Genomic DNA, 20,856 nt, shown 5'->3' with positions numbered 1-20,856 from the left:
AACGCCATGACAGGCGAGGCTCGACAGCATCCAAAGTGACCTCGCGCACTAGCCGGGGCTGCGATATCAGGGCGCGAAAGAAACTGAATATAAATCTTTCGGTCCTAGCCTGATACATAGTCCCACGTGCAAGTGAGCACGGTGTGCGGATTTGGCGGGATCGTTCGATGTCGTCTTTAACGGGAAGAGCGGTATGGCTCGACGCGTTAATTGCAGAGCCGCGCCAGCTTCTGAAATATGCGGGGCTATCGCGCGAGCCTCACTAGTTCGGTGATAGTTCTCAAGAAGGAAGGATTGGTACCAGTTTGACGATGTTTCCCGATTTGTCCAAGGTTAAGGACAAAGAAGCCATCCGCCGGTCGCTCGAACGGCATCTTCTGCAATCTACCGGCATGGAGCCGGAGGCCGCACAGGCGCAGCATTGGCTCGGCGCCACCATCGGTCTCGCGCGGGAATTGGTGTCCGAAAGATGGGCCGAAGCCCGGCGCAAGAAAGAGCGTCAGGGCGCAAAAGAAGCCTGCTATTTCTCGATGGAATTCCTTGTCGGCCGTCTCCTGACCGATACCCTGCGCAACTTGGGCGCTTATGATGTTTGCGCCGAGATGCTCACCCGAGTCGGCTACAACATTGAGGATATTGCCGAGCTCGAGGTCGATCCCGGTCTCGGCAATGGCGGACTTGGGCGATTGGCCGCTTGTCTTCTCGATAGCACGGCGGCAATTGGCATCCCTGCTTATGGTTATGGTCTGCGCTATGAATTCGGCATGTTCGCTCAGCGGATCAAGGAGGGCTGGCAGAGCGAAGAACCTGAGCAATGGCTCCGCTTTGGAGGCCGATGGGAATTTGCGCGCTCCGATCTCACTTATCCCGTGAGATATCATGGCCGGCTCGCCGAAAGCGGCAGGGACGGAGCCACGGCGCCGGGCCAATGGATCGAATGTGCGACCGTGCTTGCTACCGCTTTCGATATTCCGGCTGCCGGCTATAGTTCCGATACCGTCAACACGTTGCGTCTATGGTCCGCGCGGGCCACGCATGAACTCGATCTTGAACGCTTCAACGCCGGTGATCATCTCGGCGCTGTGTTGGATAAAGCGCAGTGGGAAAGCTTGACGCGTGTCCTTTATCCTCATGACGGTACGGCCGCCGGTCGTGAGTTGCGCTTCAAGCAGCAATACTTCCTGGTCAGCGCATCCCTTCAAGATATCATCGCCCGCCTGAAGCGTCAGGGTTGCAGCCTGGATATGCTGCCGTCACGAATTGCCGTCCAGATCAACGACACGCATCCAGCCATGGCAGTAGCGGAGCTGATGCGATTGCTGGTGGATGAAAACGGTCTCACCTGGGATCATGCCTGGGATATCACGCGCCGCGTGATTTCCTATACCAACCACACCTTGATGCCGGAGGCCTTGGAGCGCTGGCCGCTGAGATTTTTTGAAATCATTCTTCCCAGGCATCTTCAGATCATCTACCGCATCAACGATTCCTTCCTGAAGGAGGTTGCCGCCCGCTATCCCGGCGATATCGATCTGCTACGGCGTGTTTCCTTCATCGACGAGGACGGCGAGCGGCACGTTCGCATGGCCAATCTCGCTTTCGTCGGCAGTCACCGGATCAATGGTGTTTCAAAGATACATACCGAATTGATGAAGAGAACGGTTTTCGCCGATCTCGACCGTCTGCTGCCGGGGCGGATCATCAATATTACCAATGGTGTGGCGTCGCGACGCTGGCTGGCGGGGGCAAATCCCGATTTGCGCAACCTCATCAGCAGCAAGATCGGCAACGGCTGGATGCGCGATCTGTCCGAGCTGAAACAGCTTCTCCCCTTCGTGGAGGATGCGGCGTTTAGAGCGGATTTCCGGTCCGCCAAAGCGGCGAATAAGCAGCGCCTTGCCAATCATATCGAGGCGGAGACCGGCCTGTCGGTCTCCGTCACGTCGATTTTTGATGCGCAGATCAAGCGCATTCACGAATACAAGCGGCAGCTGCTGAAGCTGCTTCACGCCGTCGCTCTGTATAACCGCATCCGCAACAATCCGGGTGGCGACCACACGGCGCGAACCGTGATTTTCGCCGGAAAGGCGGCACCCGGATATGCGATGGCTAAATTGATCATCAAGCTGATCAATGACGTGGCGCGTGTCGTCAACCACGATCCCCTCATCGGCGATCGGTTGAAGATCCTCTTCCTACCGAATTACAGCGTCAGCTTGGCCGAGCGCATCGTTCCCGCGGTTGATCTATCGGAACAAATCTCCACGGCCGGTACCGAGGCCTCCGGCACCGGTAACATGAAGATGGCCATGAATGGTGCGCTCACGGTCGGTACGCTGGATGGCGCCAATATCGAGATCCGCGATGCCGTCGGTGCCGAGAACTTCTTCGCATTCGGCCTGACCACGGATGAAGTCGCCTATCTGGAAAAGGGGCATTACGACGCGCTATCCTATCTGCGACGCGACAACGACTTGCAGCAAGCCCTTGAGATGATCGGTAATGGGTTCTTCTCGCCAAGCAATCGGGATTTGTTCCAGCCGATCGTCCAAAGCTTGACCCGCGGTGGCGACCGTTTCTTCGTTCTGGCTGATTTCACCTATTATGTCGGCATTCAGGCAGAGATCGAGGCCTGCTATGCCGACCAGGAGGAATGGACCCGGCGCGCAATCATCAATACCGCCAATATGGGGATGTTCTCCAGCGACCGGGCTGTGGTCGATTATGCCCGGGAGATCTGGCAGACGCGGCCCCTGGCCGATTAAGAGGCCCAGCTTCAGGCGGCTCCCAGTCCCTCTTGACCGAACAGGATGGCGACCGGCAAATCAGTGAGGATATCATCGATCTGCAGGTTGCCATCCTGGATCTTTCGCGGAGCGCCCGTCATGATATCCAGCAAACTGGCTTCCTTGACCGGCAAGCTGGCCGAGCAACCAGCCCAGATGGATCGCCAGGCATCAAGTTCGTCGGCGTCTTCCGTTGCTCCGGCAAAAAAACGGCCGCATAAGGTGACGCAAATCTTGCCCTCATAGCGTCGCACGAAACCGAACAGGCGGGTTGCCTGTTCGCCGCCAATGGCAAGTGGTTCATAGCCGCCATAGAGAAACAGTTCGGGCTCGCGGCGCCGAAGATTGAGTATCGCGCTGGTCAGCACCAGCTTGATGCGACCATCCAGCCAATCGCCCAACCATTTGCCTATCCGTATCCGCCGTTCCGACGGGGGTAACGTCATGACCGCCTCCGCCTGTTTCAGGAAGTCTACCCTCGTCTGGAAATCGACCGGACGCCGATTGTCGGGATCCATCATGTTGAGATCCCATAACTCACCACCCTGATAGATATCTGGCACACCAGGAATGGTCAGTGATACGGCAAGCTGGCTGAGGCTTTTCAGCATGCCCAGTTTGGCAATGCGGGCCTGGAAAGGAAGGAAATCATCGAGAAACGGACTGCGTTGGTTCACATCGATGATCTTCTCGAGGAATGCCAAGCATGCGGCTTCGTATGGCTCGTTTTGATTATGCCAGCTTGTGTGCTGCTTCGCCTCTCGGATCGCTTTCAAGATGGCATTGCACAGCCGACCGCGAAAGGCAGCAACATCGTCGGGCGACAAGGCCGTGCGTGCCATCAGTTCGACTGGCCAGGCGCCAAGCAGCATCTGATAGATCATATATTCGTCGTTTCGCGTCGGCATGCTTCCGCGATCCGATTTCTGCCGGCGGAAGCGATTGAGCGTTGCCCACCGCCGGAGCCGCTTGTTCCATTCCGCCGGCATCTCAGACAGAACATTGAGTCGCGCGCGCATGTCCGCTCCACGTTTCGTATCATGCGTGGCCAGGGTCGAGAGCGCATGAGGCTGCAGCTTCGCGCGCTCCTGCATGAGATGATGGAAAGCGGAATCGGAAATTCCGAACTGCCGGGGCTCGCCACCCACTTCGTTGAGCGATAGCAGACGGTTGTACCGGTAGAACAAGGTATCTTCGAGTGCCTTCGCCATAACAGGTCCGGTATATTGCTGGAACCGCATGGCAAATTTCAGGACGTCTTGGCGCCTATAGGTCGCGTGACGATCCGATAGCGTCGCCGTCAAGGCCGCCTGCACGAAATCCAGGATTTCCGGATCCAGGCCGCGATATGTCTTTCGTGCTTGACTGACCGCCCAATCGATATCGCGGTGATCTTCCGACGAGATTCCCTCTTTATTGATATAGGTGCGATAAACCGGAAAGCCGGCAACCACTTCGCGCAGGGCCGCGCGCAATCGATCTTGCGTATAATCCCGCGTGGTCCAATGCTGTTCAGAGAGTTTATCGAGCTCGCCCGACAGCCGCTCGATCTCGCTGTTCAAGACGGTGTCGATGATATGTGTCTTGCAGGTATAGAGCATCGTCTCGTAATCGACCGGTTCGTCGATGAATTGCCGGTATGCGCGATCGAGCGCCCGCTCCCCGTTCGGACTGACGAACAATCCATTGACCAGGTTTAAACACTCATAGCCGGTGGTCCCGGCAACCGGCCAACTATCGCGAAGCCGCTCATGGCGCGCCGTGATTTTTTCGACAAGGATGTAGAAGGGCGACGCAGCGCCTTGCCGTCGATCGCCGCCCGCGCCATGTTCGTCGCGGTGCCGCTGGACGAAGGATTGCAGCCGGTCAAGATAGGTCGCGGGATCGAAGAGGCCGTCAACGTGGTCGAGACGCAAGCCTTGCAGTTTTCCTTCTGCAACAAGCCGGCCGATCAGCCGGTGCGTGGCGGAAAAGACATCCCACCGCTCCATGCGGATGCCGGCGAGTTCATTTATATCAAAAAAGCGCCGATAATTGATTTCCTCTGCAGCAACACGCCAAAAGGCCAGCCGATAAACCTGCCTCTCCAAAAGATCATGTAAGTTGCGGAAGCTGTCGGGTTGTCCCGGCGATCCATTGTATGCTTGGGCAGCGGCATGCAGTTCGGCCGACAGCGAGGCATCGCGTTGCGCCGTCTCGGCCAGCGCCTGTTTCAGGCCATCGGCAACGGCGCGCTCGGCACTGCGCGGTGCACTTTCCTCGGTGGGCGGCCTGACGGCCGCGAAGCCACGGGTAAAATCATCAAGGGCCTGGATCCGCTGAAGAATAAGAGGATAGGTGCTGGGGTGCAGCGGAAACCGGTGGTCGAAATACCAGACGCTGAAGCTGCCCGATGCCGCGTCGAATTTCAGTTCCAATTCGCCGCGTTCCAGGACATGCCCGTATTGTCCGCCGAGCAGGGGCAGCAGGACCTTCCCCTGCAATGCCGCTTGTCTCGGTGTCCAGTTTATGTCGAAGAAAGCGGCGAAGGCTGAGCCGCGCCCCCATTCGAGAACATCAAGCCAATAGGCGTTATCGGCATGCCCGATTCCCATGTGATTGGGGATGAAATCGAGGATCTGGCCCAAACCTTCCTGCCGCAGTTTCGTGCAGAAAGCGGAAAACGTCGCCCAATCGCCGATCTCCGGGTTCAGGCTGTTATGGTCGGTGATGTCATAGCCATGGGGGCTATTGGGCCGCGCCTTCAAGTAAGGCGAGGCATAGATATGGCTGACCCCGACCGCACGCAAATACGGGATCAGTTCCGTCGCCTGGGCAAATGTCATGTCCTTGTTGAGCTGCAAGCGATAGGTCGCAGTCGGGATCGTCGTAATATCGCGCGAGATCGGTCCTTTGCCCGTTTCCTCCGTGTTGCCGACGCGTTCCTCGGCCACGGCGCCGAGCACTTGCCGCACGCGCGAGTCGGTCATGATCTCATCAATGGTGCGCGGAAGCTTGTGCCGCCAATTCGGATGTTCATCGACCGTACCCGGCACATTCATCTGCTCGACGACATCAAGCATATCCTCAAGCTGAAGCATGACCAGCTTGCTGCGCGTGCGGGCGAGATACCGATGGACCGCTTCGACTGGTACATTGCCATCATCGCCCGGCAGAAGCCCTTCAGAACGAAGAGCTTCCAGTAGGCTGAGCCGGTCTCTGGCTCGTTGTTTCCCCTCTTTTTCCGGCGCATCAGCCTCAGTATAGATGCCTAAGCGAGCCTTGAGCGCGATGTCGATGCCTTTCCAGTAAGACGGCAGGGTTGGCAGGTCGTGAGTTGTCACCGTCGCCAGAGCGAGATCAGGCCAGTCAGTCGGCTTTTTGAACTGGCCTTCGGCATCTCGCTCGAAATAGAGCAGCCGGTAAGAGAGGATGCCGGCTGCGGCCAGTTGTTCCTGCAATCCTTCGGGTACAGTACCGAGGTCCTCGCCGATCACCATGCACCGCTGGCGCCAGCTCTCCAATGTGATCATGGCGATCAGGTCTTGCAACGGATACTGAACATAGGCGCCATCTCCGGCGCCAGCATCCGGCGGGATCCAGAACAGACGCATCAGGCCGAGAACGTGATCGATCCGCACCGCACCTGCCGCATACATATTGGCACGCAACACCGCCCGAAAATCCGCGTACCCGCTCTCAGCCATCAACCGCGGATGGGCGGGCGGAATTCCCCAATTCTGCCCGCCGGGATTCCAGTTATCGGGTGGCGCGCCGACACTCCAGTCATCGACGATGTAATCTTGCGCTGCCCATGTCTCGGCGGAGTTTCTGGCGACGCCAACAGCGATGTCGCGATAGAGCCCGATCGCCATACCGGTTTGCCGGGCGCGTTCCCTGCAGAACAGCAGTTGCCGGTGCGCGTGCCATTGCAGATATTCAAAGAATTCAATCCGTGGAGCGTGGTCGCGGGCAAAGGCGCGTACGGCTTCGCCGTCGGGGTCGTGAAATTGCTCCGGCCAGTCATGCCAGGAGAGGCGCTGTGCGGCGTTTTTACGGATGTACTCCTGCAGGGCATGGAATGTTGCAAAGTCGCGCAGTGCTTGACCGTGCCGATGTTGGAAAGCGCGGAATTCGCGGCCGAACGGATCGCTCTTGCCCAGATGATGTTCACGGAAATGATGGAACAAGAGTTCCAAAATCTCCTGCTTCACCGCGGTGACGCCCGCATAGTCGACCAGTGGTTCCGCTCTTAGTCGCTGCAACTTGCGTTCGAATGCCGGTTCGTTGCGCAAGCCGCGCGCCAAGTCGCATTCGGCGAATTCCGGCATAGCTTCCGGATCGATATAGATCGTGTTCAGGAAATGTCGGCTGCTCGGCGCATAAGGGCTGGCCCAATCCGGATGATCGGGAAAAAGAGCATGCAGCGGATTGAGGCCGATCGTCGCGGCGCCGGAAGCGGCGGCATAGCCGATAAGGTCGGCAAGATCAGTGAAATCGCCGATACCCCAGTTACGCTGGGATCTCAGGGCAAAAAGTTGGACTGAAATGCCCCATAGCCTCCCAGTCCCTGACAAAGCCGGCGGCAGGAAACAGCGTTGCGGCGCGACGATCACTGGCAGGGCTGTCACCGGCATGTCATCGTCGCGAGTGAAAATTGTCAGGCGATGATCGCCGAAGGGGAGCTGGCAAGGAATCGTGACGATGCCATCCACCAACTCCACATCGCCGGATAGATGATCCCCATCTTCTGTCTCTATCTCCCAGCGGAGCGGGGTGAGCGGGAGTTTTTGCTGCTCAAGGCGTATATGACCAAGCTCGCCGCGCTCGTGCTGGAGAATGATCGGACGCGATCCCGTAGCCTCCGTGGCACTGAGACGCTCCGCAAGACGCCCCAGAGTTTGCTCTGAGACTTCCTTCAGATTCCCCGAATGGTCCTGATAACGGCGCTGGATGCCATGTTGCAGGCAAATTTGATCCAAATGATCTGGCGATGTCACGCCGTATCTCCATCTTCATCGTGGAGATACCAGGCAACATACCAGGGCGGAATTGTTGTTCCGCCATTCTGGGGATGCGTCACATAAAGCGGCCGAGTTTCCGCCGCGGATATTTCATGTTCAATGGAACGACCAGTCAGGTTGGCGACGAGCTGCAAGCGACTTGTACCGAGCTGCCAGTCGGCCAGCAATATATCATGCTCGGTCCGATAGCTGGCTGGACCTGCCGTCGTGCCGAGCCGCGGCATGATTTCACGATGTCGCAAGGCGAGGAGTTGTCGATATAGATCAAGCGCTGCCTCATTTGTCGCCCGATGATTCCAGTCCAGCATGGATTGCTGGAATGTCTCAATGGCGTTCGGATCGGGGATGCGTGCCTGGCTTTCAGGATCGGCGAATGCCGGGAAGCGGCTGAACTCACGACGACGGCCATTGCGCACGGCTTCGGCCAAATCGCCATCGAAATCACAAAAGAACAGAAAGGGTTTGGTTTCGCGCCATTCTTCGCCCATGAAAAGAAGAGGAATTTCCGGCGCGAGCAACAATATCGCAGTCATCGCCCGATATGCGTCAAGCGACGCCAATTTCGCTAGCCGGTCACCAAAGGCACGATTGCCGATCTGGTCGTGATTCTGCAGGAAGTTGACAAAAGCAAACGGGGGAAGATCCTTGCTTGGCTCTCCCCGCGTCTCACCGTCTCGGAAGCTCGAGGCTTCACCCTGATAAACAAACCCTTCCGTTAACGACCTGCCAAGGCGATTGATTGTCTCCGATGCGTAGTCGGCATAGTAACCATCCTGTTCACCCGTCAAGAGTACATGGCCGACGTGATGAAAGTCGTCATTCCACTGGGCATCGTAGTAAGCGCCCTCGGGATTTCGCCGGAGAAAGCGGGCGATATTCGCATCGTTTTCCAATACCAAATGGATCAGACGCTCGGAACCGACCTGTCGTCGAGCAGTTTCGGCGAGCTCAGTCAGAATATGAACCGGGCTGTCGTCGGCGATAGCATGAACGGCGTCGAAACGCAGGCCGTCGAAGCGATACTCTGTCAGCCAGTAAAGTGCGTTGTGAATGAAAAATTGCCGAACCGCCGGCCTGGAGAAATCGATGGCGTCGCCCCAGGGAGTCTGATGGCGGGACGTGAAGAATTGAGGGGCATATTTACCGAGATAATTGCCGTCCGGCCCGAAGTGATTATAGACTACATCAAGAAAGATCATCAGGCCGCGCTCATGCGCCGCGTCGATCAGAGCTTTCAGCGTGGCCGGATCCCCATAAGAGCGATGCGGCGCGAAAGGCAGAACGCCATCATATCCCCAGTTTCGCTGTCCGCCGAAACTCGCTATCGGCATAAGTTCGATGACCGTGACGCCGAGATCGACCAGATGGTCGAGATGCCGCCTTATGCCATCAAAACTGCCCATCGCCGAAAAGGCGCCGGTATGGAGTTCATAGATGACGGCTTCCTGCCACGGGCGTCCGCGCCATTCCGGAAAACGCCATTCATAGGATGCCGGATCGACGATGATGCTGGCGCCATGCACACCGTCTTTCTGTAAGCGCGATGCAGGGTCGGGTACGAAAAACCCATCTTGCAGTTGAAATTGATAGGCGCTTCCCGCATTGGCAGCAGATGTCGTCAACTCGAACCATCCGTCTTCCAACGCTTCCATAATCAGAATCGCGCCGGCGTCATGAAGGTGGAGGCCGACATGATCCTGACCCGGCGCCCATAAGCGAAAGCGAACAGAGCCATCGGGCATAACGGCGGAGCCAAACGGCATATGATGCACGAAGCTGGTCATTGCTTGGCGGCCCCGCCCTCATCTGACATTGATGCAACAAAAACCGCCAGGGATCTGCCGGGCATCGGATAAATCTGTCCCGGGTCGATGGTCATCGGCTCGGGCCGACCCTTCGGATCGACGGTATCAACCACGCGCCGCCAATTCGCGATGGCCGCTAAGGATGGAAGCGTGAAGTCTACCACATCGTTATGGGCATTCATGATGATCAGCAGCATCTCATTGTTATCCTGCCTGCCCGTCGTCACCACGGCATGCGCCCGGCCATTCAGCAGCACTCCGACGCAGCGGGCCAATCCATCCTGCCATTGTTCCGCTGTCTTTTCTGTTCCCTGCGGCGTGAACCAGGTAATGTCTTTGATCCCGTCAGGCGAATGAGCGCGGCCATGCATAAATCGCGGGCATCTGAGGGCTGAATGCGATTGGCGAAACTCAATTATGCGCCGCAAGAACTCGATCAGCGCCTCATTCTCGATATTGGTTTCCCAATCGAGCCAGCTTATTTCATTGTCTTGGCAATAAGCGTTGTTATTGCCTTTCTGCGTATGGCCTCTTTCGTCACCTGCCAGGATCATTGGCGTGCCTTGGGAAAGAAGCAAAGTCGCCAGGAAGTTCCTTTTCTGCTGTTCCCGTTGGACGATGATCGCAGGATCGTCGGTTTCGCCCTCGACGCCAAAATTATAACTGCGGTTTTCGGAGTGCCCGTCGCGATTTTCCTCCTGGTTGGCTTCGTTATGCTTGTCGTTATAAGAGACAAGGTCATGGAGGGTGAAGCCGTCATGGGCGGTGATAAAATTGACCGTCGACCACGGGCGTCGGCCGCGATGGTCGAAGAGATCGGCGGATGCGCAAATGCGGGCTGCCAATTCCGGTAGCATGCGCTCATCGCCGCGCCAATATGATCTCACCGTGTCCCGATACCGATCGTTCCATTCGGACCAGCCGGGCGGGAACTGTCCGAGCTGGTAGCCGCCAGGGCCGATATCCCAAGGTTCTGCGATCAATTTGATGTTCCGTAGCCAGGGGGCCTGGCGGATCGCATCGAAAAAGCCGCCGCGTTGGTCAAAGCCGTGATCCTCACGCCCAACGGCTGATGCAAGATCGAACCGGAAGCCATCGACATGCATTTCGGTGACCCAGTAATGCAGCGAGTCCAGGACCATTTGCAGAACGCGCGGATGCGACAAATTCAAGGTGTTGCCGGTACCGGTATCGTTGATGTAGTGCCGCTTCTCATTCGGCATCAGACGATAATAAGAAGCGTTGTCGATGCCGCGGAAGCTGAGTGTCGGTCCGAGATGATTGCCTTCCGGCGTGTGGTTATAGACAACATCAAGGATAACCTCGATTCCGGCATCATGGAGCTGCCGCACCATGGTCTGGAATTCCGAGACCAAGCCGGTAGAGAGCAGCCGCTGGTCGGGAGCAAAAAATCCGATGGTATTGTACCCCCAGTAATTTCGCAGGTTCTTTTCCAACAGGGTCGTCTCGTCGGCCATTGCCTGTACCGGCAGAAGCTCGATTGCCGTGATGCCGAGTGATTTTAGGTAGTCGACGACCGGCTGACTGCCCAAGCCGGCACAAGTACCGCGCAGCGGCACGGGCAAGGCCGGGTGCTGAATGGTGAAACCGCGCATATGTGTTTCGTAGATGATGGTCTCAGACCATGGCCGGGCCGGGCGACGGTCATCGCCCCATTGGAAACTTGGATCCACCACCCGGCATTTGGGTACGGCGCGGGCACTGTCGCGCCGGTCGAAGGAGAGGTCTTCGCGCGGCGAGCCGACACGGTAGCCAAAGATCGCATCGGTACGGTGAAGGCGTCCCGTCAGGGCCTTGGCATAAGGATCAAGCAAGAGCTTGTTAGGATTGAACCGGTGACCGTTTTTTGGCTCATAAGGACCGTAGACGCGGTAACCATAAAGCGTCCCCGGCCTGGCATCCGGCAAATAACCATGCCAAACTTCATCGGTATATTCAGGCAATGTCGCACGGGCAATCTCGCGGGTACCTTGTGCATCGAAGAGACAAAGCTCTACGCGTTCGGCATGGGCAGAAAAAATCGCGAAGTTGACGCCCTTGCCGTCCCAGGTGGCGCCGAGCGGATAAGGTTGACCGGATTGAATACGCATCTTCGCCGTTGTGGTAAAAGGCGAAGCCGGAATTTCGCGCTGCATCAACCTACCTCTCGGGCTAAAACAAGCGTGCCCAAAGGCGGCACTGTCAGATTGAGGGAATGGGGATGACCATGCCAAGGGACAGGTTCACTGGCTATGCCGCCGCCATTGCCTATGTTAGTGCCGCCATAAAACGCTGAATCGGTATTGATGCGTTCGACGTAATAACCGGGGAAAGGAACGCCGATTCGGCTCTGGACGTGCGGAATCGGCGTGAAGTTGCAAACAGTAATGGCTACTTCTTCAGGATTGTGGCCCCGGCGGAGAAACGAGAGCATGCAGCGCTCATAATCGCCGCCATCGATCCATTGAAAGCCATGCGGCTCGCAATCATTCTGGTGCAAGGCCGGCACGTCGCGGTAGCAGTGGTTCAGGTCCCGGACCAAGTTCTGCAATCCGTGATGATTGGGGTCGGACAGCAAATGCCAGTCGAGACCGGCATCGTGATTCCACTCCCGCTCCTGGCCGAATTCACAGCCCATGAAAAGCAGCTTCTTGCCGGGATGGGTGAACATGAATCCGAGATAAGCGCGGAGGTTGGCGAAACGCTGCCATTGATCGCCAGGCATGCGGCCGAGAAGCGAGCCTTTGCCGTGCACGACTTCGTCATGGCTGATCGGCAGAATGAAGTTTTCGCTGAAGGCGTAGAGTAGGCCGAAGGTCAGATCATGGTGATGCCAAGCGCGATGAATCGGGTCCTTGCCGATATAGCGCAGGGTGTCATGCATCCATCCCATATTCCACTTATATCCGAAGCCAAGGCCGCCGAGATAGGTCGGGCGGGAGACCGCCGGCCAAGCGGTCGATTCCTCGGCGATGGTTATCGCGCCGGGCGCATTGGCATAGACCAGCTCATTCAGCCGGCGAATGAAGGCGGTCGCTTCGAGATTCTCATTGCCGCCATAGCGGTTCGGCAGCCACTGGCCAGGCTTGCGGCTGTAATCCAGATAAAGCATCGAGGCGACGGCATCCACCCGAAGGCCGTCGATGTGATAGCGTTTCAACCAGAACAGCGCATTGGCGAGCAGGTAATTTGCGACTTCCCGCCGCCCGTAATTATAGATCAGCGTGTTCCAGTCCTGATGCATCCCGAGGCGCGGATCTTCGTGTTCGTAAAGATGGGTGCCGTCGAAATAAGGCAGGCCATGGGCGTCGGTGGGGAAATGACCCGGAACCCAATCCAGAATTACGCCGAGACCGGCATTGTGGCAGCGATCGATAAAGCGGGCGAATGCTTCCGGCGGGCCGAGCCGGCTGGTCGGGGCATAGGCGGCGATCGGCTGATAACCCCAGGAACCGTCGAAGGGATATTCGCTGATGGGCAGCAGTTCCACGTGGGTGAAGCCCATCTGCTGGACATAAGGGATGAGGCGGTCGCTCAACTCGTCATAAGTGAGATAGCGATTTCCTTCCTCGACAACGCGCGCCCAGGAGGGGAGATGGCATTCGTAAATCGATATTGGCGCGGACCGGCTGCCTGCAGCTTCTCGCGTACTCATCCAGGCGCTGTCATTCCAATCGAAATCAGGCAGGCCGTGGATGATGGAGGCCGTCCGGGGCGGGGGCTCCGCCTGGAAAGCCAAAGGATCCGCCTTCAGCGGCAACAGACGGCCGTCGGATGATTTGATCTCATATTTATACAGCTCGCCAGCTCTGATCTCCGGCAGAAATATCTGCCAGACGCCCGCATTAATGATTTTGCGCATGGGATTGCGGCGGCCGTCCCATTCGTTGAAATTGCCGACGACGCTGACGCGCCGGGCGTTCGGTGCCCATACAGCAAAGCTCACGCCGGGGACACCATCCAATTCGATGAAGTGCGCGCCCAAGCGTTCGTACAGGTGAAGATGCGTACCTTCCACGAGCAGATGCACATCGAGATCGCCGAGAGTCGGCGGGAAGCGATAGGGATCTTCGATATCGGCGATGTGGGATGGCCAGCTCACCCGCAGCTTATAAGGGACTCGCTCGCTTGTGCCGATTGCCCCGGCAAAAAAGCCGGCAGTATGGAGTTGCGTCAGGTCTGCCAGAACTTCGCCCTGGCGATCAATGACCGAGACCTGTGCCGCGCCAGGCTGGAAGCACCTGACAACGATGCCGTTTTCCTCCTCCAGATGCGGGCCCAGCAACGCAAATGGGTCTCCGTGATCGCCACGCACAAGCAGGTCGATTTGCCTATCGAGCGCGATGGAGGACTGTTTCTTTTTCTGTCCCATAGCCGCGCGGCGCGGGGATGTCGCAGCGCTCTTCGGCCGGGATGCAGGCTGACGTTTATCTGGACTTGCCATAATTAGCCTTTCGCAGCCGCAAGCGAGTCGAGCAGCCTGTTCAGACCCGCAAGGGGGATGCGTAGCCAGGACGGCCGGTTCGCGGCTTCGTAGTTGATTTCGTAAAGCGCTTTCTCAAGGAGGAAGAGATTGAGTAAAGCCATTGCATCGTCGCGGTCCGGCGGACAGCTAGGACTGTTGTTGACCGTTTCGAGATAACTGTTCAGGAAGCTCTGCTGGGCGCAGCCCCGCCAGACTTCGGTCGCAGATTCTAATTTAACAAGAATGCCCGGCTCATGTTCCTCTCGCGCGAACAGAGCCGCCCAACCCGCATATTCGAAGGACCGGAGCATTCCCGCCACGTCCTTGAAAGCGGCATATTTCGCTCGCCGTTCCGCCAGGCTGCGGCTGGGCTCGCCCTCGAAATCCAGGATATAGAAGTCATTTTGCGCGATCAGAACTTGGCCTAGATGATAATCCCCATGAATCCGGATTTTGTAAGCGGCCGACTTCCCAGCGGTCAGCCGTTGAATGGCGGCCATGCATTCATCGCGCCGCGACAATAGCTTTTCGGCCGCATCATGGATGATCCGATCCGGATCGCCCAGGCGACGCTTCAGGGCGGCGAATGCTTGTGTGGCCTGCTTGTTGATGCTCTTGCGCCATTCCTGAAAATCGCCGTTGGTGATCGGCTCAGGGGCGAAGGCCGGCGAACTGTCATCACTGGAAAAGGCCAGATGCAGCTCGCCCGTCCGGCGTCCCAGCATCTTGGCTTTCTCCAGATAGGCTCCGTGCTGTTCCACTGGGGATGGAGTGTCCGCCGTCTCGACGAGACGCGTCTCGTCAAAGAAACGATCCAGATAACCCAGCGTATAAGTCCAGCCATCGCCTTGATTTCTGACAAAGCCAGTCAGCACCGCCAGAGCATGCAGTGACCCGTCCGTATCTTGCTGCTCTGCAGTGCCCAGCAGTGGGGGTATGTTTGGGTAACCCGCCTTCTGCGTCAGGAAGCGAGCGATTTCGACTTCAGGATGCTCGCCTGTGGTCAGGCGCCGATAGATTTTCAGAACGGCCTTGTCGCCAATAATGACGGAGCTGTTGCTTTGCTCGACACCCATGCGGGAGACCTGAACATCGTCCATAGCGACGTCCTGCAACATCTCGGTCGCGCGGAAAATCGTGGTTCCTTGTTGGCCGCGTATCTCAATGTTATTCCGCATCGCGTCGATGACGGCCAAAGTAAAATGATCGGCCGCGAGTGCATCATATATGGCGCCAACCTTGGCATGGCGTCGCGCCTTGGCCAGCATAAAGGGCGTCAGGGGCCATCCGGTTGTACCCGCAGCGTCCTCCCAGGACTTATCGAGGGGGATGAAATAGCGTTGCGTTTCCCCGCTATTCGCCAGGGACAGCTCCGACTGCAACAGCAGATATTCTCTGTCGCCCTTAACCAGTGTTCCATAGGAGATCATCCTGGCGCTGGCGACGCGGTCGTCCTTGGCGGCGAACCAGCGCTGCTGAGCGATGAACTTGGGCAACACATTATTGGCGAGCTCCTGGGATTCGCGGCCGCTGGTGAGCGAGTCCCAGCTGTCGCGCATCACCAAGGTGGAGAATTCCGGTAACGGCTCGGGTGTTGCCGCGTGCCAGCGCGGCGCGTCGGCAAGTTCCGGCAGGATAAACCAGAAGACGCCGTAGCTGGGCAAGGTGAGGAGATAAGGTAGGTCGCCGATCGGTGGGAACGGGCTGCGTCCCAAGAGCTCCACCGGGACGCGTCCCTTGAACCGCGACAGATCCAGTTCGACGGCCTGGGCGGAACGAGAGAGGTTAACCACGCAGAGAACGACTTCCTCCTCATGCTCCCGCAAATAAGCCAAGACCTTTCGGTTACCGGGATATAGGAAGCGCAGCGTTCCCAGACCGAACGCCTTGTGCTGTTTGCAGACGGAGATGGTTCGTTTCATCCAGTTCAGCAGGCTGGACGGGCTGCGCGACTGGGCTTCGACATTGACCGATTCATAGCCGTAGATCGGGTCCATGAGGGTCGGCAGATAAAGCCGTTCGGGATCGCAGCCCGAGAAACCGCCATTGCGATCCGAGGTCCATTGCATCGGGGTTCGGACACCGTCGCGATCGCCGAGATAGACATTGTCGCCCATGCCGATCTCGTCGCCGTAATAAATGATCGGCGTTCCTGGCATCGACAGGAGCAGGCTGTTGAGCAACTCGATCTTCTGACGATCATTGCCGAGCAGCGGCGCCAGCCGCCGCCGGATGCCGAGATTGAGGCGCATCCGGGAATCGGCAGCATAGAAGCTCCAGAGATAGTCCCGTTCCTGGTCGGTGACCATCTCCAGCGTGAGTTCGTCATGGTTGCGCAGGAAAATGCCCCACTGGCAATTGGCGGGGATCTCCGGCGTTTGCCGCATGATATCGGTGATCGGATGGCGATCTTCCTGCGCGATTGCCATGTAAATGCGTGGCATGAGCGGGAAGTGGAAACACATGTGGCATTCATCGCCGTTGCCGAAGTAGGCCGCCGCATCTTCGGGCCATTGATTGGCCTCGGCCAGCAACATGCGATCGGGATAGCTTGCATCTATCTCCTTGCGGATTTGCCGGATGATGTCATGTGTCTCCGACAGATTCTCGCAATTCGTTCCTTCGCGTTCGACAAGATAGGGAATGGCGTCAAGGCGCAGCCCATCGACGCCCATATCCAGCCAAAACCGCATGATCTTGATCAGCTCGCGCAGCAAAGCGGGATTGTCGAAATTCAAATCCGGTTGGTGCGAATAGAAGCGATGCCAGTAATAGGCGCCGGCAACCGGGTCCCAGGTCCAGTTCGACTTCTCGGTATCGGTGAAGATGATGCGCGCATCGCTGTATTTTTGGTCGGTATCGCTCCAGACATAAAAGTTACGCGCCACCGATCCTGGCTTGGCTCGCCGGGCGCGCTCGAACCAGGCATGCTGGTCTGAGGTGTGGTTGATGACCAGCTCCGTGATCACTCGGATGCCGCGATCATGGCAGGCGCGGACCAGGCGTCGGAAATCGCGCATGTTGCCATAGGCGGGATTGATAGCGGCGTATTTGGCGATGTCGTAGCCATCATCCTTCAAGGGCGATGGATAAAAGGGCAACAGCCAAAGGGCGGTGATGCCGAGATCCTGCAAATAATCGAGCTTCTGGGTGAGGCCGGCGATATCGCCCATGCCATCATTGTTCGAATCGTAGAAGGCTTTGACATGAACTTCGTAGATGAGGGCCCGCTTGAACCAAAGCGGATCGCTTCGATCGAAGATGGTTCGTGGACGTACCAGTTGCAGGCCTTGGCGGGTCTGACGGTTCATGCCCTTCCTCCAACAGGCGATAGGCGCCAGATGGCACAGGGATTGATCTGTGGATCAAGTGCCATGTGCTGAATCTTGCCCTGCCAACGAAAAGATTTTCCTGTAAGCAAATCCTCGACGTCGATCGCCGCATCATCAGCTAGGCCGAACTCCCATAACGGTACTTCGAAATTCGCCGACTGCATGTGACGGGTATCGAGATTAACGGCGATGAGTATCGCATTGTCCTTGGTGGCGGTCATCTTCCCGTAAAGCAGAATCTGGTCGTTAAAGGCATTGTAGAAAGTGAGGTTGGTGAGCTGATGTAAGGCGGGATTGTCGCGTCTGATGCGATTGAGGCGTGTGATGTGATCGCGAATATGACCCGGCCGGTTCCAGTCCCAGACTTTGATTTCGTACTTCTCCGAATTGAGATATTCCTCCTTGCCCGGTACCGGCGTCGCTTCGCAAAGTTCGAAGCCGCTATAGATGCCGTAGGCGCTGCTAAGCGTCGCTGCCAGGGTTGCCCGAATGATGAACATCGGGCGCCCGCCGGTCTGCAAGTGGTAGGGATTGATATCCGGCGTATTGGCGAAGAAGTTGGGCCGGTAATATTCGCGCGCCTCGCTCCGTGTCAGTTCCAGGAGATAATCGGTCAATTCCTGCTTTGTCGTCCGCCAGGTAAAGTAAGTGTAGGATTGTGCGAAGCCCACTTTCGCCAGGCGCTTCATCATCTTCGGGCGCGTGAAGGCTTCAGCAAGAAAAATGGCCTCAGGATAAGTTCTCCGGATGTCCGCGATCATCCACTCCCAGAAAGGCAATGGCTTCGTATGCGGATTATCGACGCGGAAGATTCTGACGCCGTGGTTGATCCAGAAAAGGATAACATCGCGCAAAGCATACCAGGCCCCAGGAAGGGCATCGCGGTAGAGATGCAGATTGACGATATCTTCGTATTTTTTTGGCGGATTTTCCGCGAACTTGATGGTGCCGTCGGGACGCCAGTCGAACCATTCTGGATGCTCGCGGATCCAGGGGTGATCGGGCGAACATTGGATCGCAAAATCCAATGCGATCTCAAGGCCGTGGCGATGCGCTTCGTGCACCAGACGGTCAAAGTCGTCAAGCGTGCCGAGCGCCGGATGAATGGCTGTATGTCCACCGGCGGCAGCACCGATCGCGTACGGGCTGCCGGGATCTTCCGGTTTGGCTGTCAGGCTGTTGTTGCGGCCTTTGCGATTGGTGCTCCCGATGGGATGAATCGGCGGGAAGTACAGCACGTCGAATCCCATGTCGCGGACATAGGGCAACCTGGCGATGACATCGTCGAAATTGCCGCTGCGTCCCGCCGAGGGGCTCTGCGACCGAGGCATCAATTCATACCATGCGGAATAGAGCGCCGCCTGGCGGTCGACCATCACCCGCAGATTATGTTGGTATCGGGACAGATTGGCGGGCTCTTCCCAGCGCAGCATCATTTCATGGACTGAAGGATCAAGCAGCAGGGCCGACCGTTGGTCTGGGTCATTTTGAAAACGCGTAGCTTCGGCCAGAAGCTGCGCGAACTCATCACGGCCAGCCGCCTTAGCGCGCGTGGCAGCCTTGTCGATCAAAACCAAGCCTTCTTCGAGCTCCAACGCGATTTTTTGGCCGGCGTCACGCTTCTTGATAATGTCGTTTCGCCAGCTGCCAAAGAGATCCCGCCAGGCTTCGATCGTGTAGAGGTAATCGGCGTTTTCCGTCAGGCCGATCCGCCCAACCCAACGATCATTATCGTAGAGAGCCATGGGCGATGAAGACCAGTCGGTCGCGTCAACCGGCCGATATTTAATGCAAGCCTGCAACTTGTCATGGCCATCGGAAAAAATATCCGCCCAGATTTCCAGAACATCGCCAACCGTCCGCTTGATGGCAAATCTTCCGCCATCGATCTCCGGATAGACGTTCTCTATCGCCACGCGGTTTGCGGAGAATTCTGACGGGTCGACCTCGGCACGCTTCGACTCTCCTTGATCTGCCGCTCGAGGTTTCTTCCGGCCACGATAGATCCGTGCTTCAAGCGGTTCGAGGTTAAGCACCTCCGCAGGTGAAAAGGTGGTTTCCGTGGCGAAGGGTGTCACATCGGTAAAATCGCTGAAATATCCGCCCGTCTCATTGAAAAGCGGGCCGATCGCTACTTCATGTGATGCCTGCCGATCAGGGTTGAACAGCAGCAGGGCGCATTCTTCGGCCTCGGCGACGTGACCGCCAGAAAGCCGTAGCAATCCTACAACGGGGGCAGCGGGCGCCGTGATGCGGCGTTGATAGCCTTCGACATTCAGGGCAGGCACTGTCGCTTTCATACGGTTGACGGCCGTCACGAAGTCGCCGATATCGATGCCTGTCGTTTCCCAACTCTCGGGCCGGGTGTAGACGACATCGAGCTTCTGGCGGAAACCGTATTCATAGCCGATCGGCATCATATAGCCGGCGGAAAAGGTCGCGGCGAATACCAGGTGGAATTTGAGGACGGCTGATATCGCCGCAGGATTAGCGGCATCCACCGTGCTTGCCAGGCGCTCGGTGTCATGGCTCTCGGGGAATGCGATCGACGGTGCTATCAGGCGGAATTGATCATATTGGTCCAGCAGCCAAGGCGCGGCAAAGTCCCACCATTTCGCGCTGTTGAAGATATAGTTGAAACCGGCCCCGGCGAGCGCTGCTACCTGCTCGGTGGTGCAGCCCAGGGTCTCGGCGAAAAAGACCAGATCGGGATGGTTCCGTCGGCTTATCTCGATCAACGCCTTCCAAACCGGCGCCGGCACCTGATAGGCCGCGTCGCACCGGAAGCCGTTAAAACCGAGACCGGCATAATGCTGGATATAGGTAGACCAATAGTCTACCAAAGCAGCCCGGACGGACGGCATCTCATAATCCAGCTCAGCCAGATCTTCCCAAATTGTAACCTTTTGCGGGTCGTCAGGATCGACCGCTCGGGGACTGTAGGGTGATCCATCAGCATTTCGTCGATACCATTCCGGATGTTCGCCGAAGAGGTCGGCGTCCTTCGCCGTGTGGTTAATCACCAGATCCATCATGACGGCAATGCCGTGTCGCTTGGCCGATGCCACGAATTCCCGCAACGCAGTATCGGCCTCCTGAGGCGCTATGCCTGCCCCTGCCCAATCACTGAGCGCGTAAGGATTTTTGATCGCATAGAGGCTGCCGGAATAGCCGGGGGCATGAAACGGATTGAGATAGATCCAGTTGAATTGCATATCCGCAATACGCGGAAGGTGCTCAGTCCATTGCCGGACGGAACCGAGAAGAGATGGAAACAGATTGTAGATACGCGGGCCGGTCGACGAGATATCGCCAGCCGAGACATTGCCCGCGGCGAGTGGCGAAATTTTTGGGGCGAATGTTCTCATGCCGGATTGCTTCTTCGATCGTTCAGCCACCCGCCTTCTCCCCTGATGGAATTAACTTCGTGATGCTGAAGTAGGGTCATGCCGAGCCATTATTGAA

Annotated in this window: 7 protein-coding genes; 1 reads left to right on the top strand and 6 read right to left on the bottom strand. The window is 57.4% G+C overall.

Annotated elements, in window-relative coordinates; translation table 11 throughout:
* Positions 1 to 311 precede the first annotated feature (311 nt).
* Positions 312 to 2,765 carry a glycogen/starch/alpha-glucan phosphorylase gene (locus SMD27_RS02130; RefSeq protein ID WP_320507534.1) on the top strand — a complete coding sequence of 818 codons (2,454 nt, stop codon included), beginning with the start codon at positions 312 to 314 and terminating at the stop codon, positions 2,763 to 2,765.
* Positions 2,766 to 2,776: 11 nt separating this feature from the next.
* Here the strand turns inward: SMD27_RS02130 and treY are convergent, their stop codons facing one another.
* The 6 genes from treY to SMD27_RS02100 all read right to left on the bottom strand — a co-directional run bounded on the left by treY (position 2,777) and on the right by SMD27_RS02100 (position 20,789).
* Entirely contained in the window at positions 2,777 to 7,765 is a 4,989-nt protein-coding gene (gene treY, locus SMD27_RS02125) for a malto-oligosyltrehalose synthase (RefSeq protein WP_320506689.1), read from the bottom strand.
* Entirely contained in the window at positions 7,762 to 9,531 is a 1,770-nt protein-coding gene (gene treZ, locus SMD27_RS02120; RefSeq protein WP_320507533.1) for a malto-oligosyltrehalose trehalohydrolase, read from the bottom strand. The genes treY and treZ overlap by 4 nt, the downstream gene beginning before the upstream one ends.
* 38 nt (positions 9,532 to 9,569) lie before the next feature.
* Positions 9,570 to 11,750 (bottom strand): glycogen debranching protein GlgX, encoded by a 2,181-nt coding sequence (gene glgX, locus SMD27_RS02115; protein WP_320506688.1) that lies wholly within the window; start codon positions 11,748 to 11,750, stop codon positions 9,570 to 9,572.
* Positions 11,750 to 13,966: a 1,4-alpha-glucan branching protein GlgB gene (gene glgB, locus SMD27_RS02110; RefSeq protein ID WP_320506687.1), complete on the bottom strand. Its 2,217-nt coding sequence runs from the start codon at positions 13,964 to 13,966 to the stop codon at positions 11,750 to 11,752. The genes glgX and glgB overlap by 1 nt, the downstream gene beginning before the upstream one ends.
* A 74-nt stretch (positions 13,967 to 14,040) precedes the next feature.
* Entirely contained in the window at positions 14,041 to 17,370 is a 3,330-nt protein-coding gene (gene treS, locus SMD27_RS02105; protein WP_320506686.1) for a maltose alpha-D-glucosyltransferase, read from the bottom strand.
* Positions 17,367 to 20,789: a maltotransferase domain-containing protein gene (locus SMD27_RS02100; RefSeq protein WP_320506685.1), complete on the bottom strand. Its 3,423-nt coding sequence runs from the start codon at positions 20,787 to 20,789 to the stop codon at positions 17,367 to 17,369. Before SMD27_RS02100 ends, treS begins: the two co-directional genes overlap by 4 nt.
* Positions 20,790 to 20,856 lie beyond the last annotated feature (67 nt).

This window comes from Dongia soli (assembly GCF_034044715.1).
Lineage (GTDB): Bacteria > Pseudomonadota > Alphaproteobacteria > Dongiales > Dongiaceae > Dongia_B > Dongia_B soli.
This window is presented reverse-complemented; position numbering and strand designations above follow the sequence as displayed.

What these genes read in the sequence shown, in the direction of transcription:
- SMD27_RS02130 (WP_320507534.1), top strand. Translation starts at nt 312, where the DNA reads ATGTTTCCCGATTTGTCCAAGGTTAAGGACAAAGAAGCCATCCGCCGG.
- treZ (WP_320507533.1), bottom strand. Translation starts at nt 9,531, where the DNA reads ATGCCCGATGGCTCTGTTCGCTTTCGCTTATGGGCGCCGGGTCAGGAT.
- glgX (WP_320506688.1), bottom strand. Translation starts at nt 11,750, where the DNA reads ATGCAGCGCGAAATTCCGGCTTCGCCTTTTACCACAACGGCGAAGATG.
- glgB (WP_320506687.1), bottom strand. Translation starts at nt 13,966, where the DNA reads ATGGGACAGAAAAAGAAACAGTCCTCCATCGCGCTCGATAGGCAAATC.
- treS (WP_320506686.1), bottom strand. Translation starts at nt 17,370, where the DNA reads ATGAACCGTCAGACCCGCCAAGGCCTGCAACTGGTACGTCCACGAACC.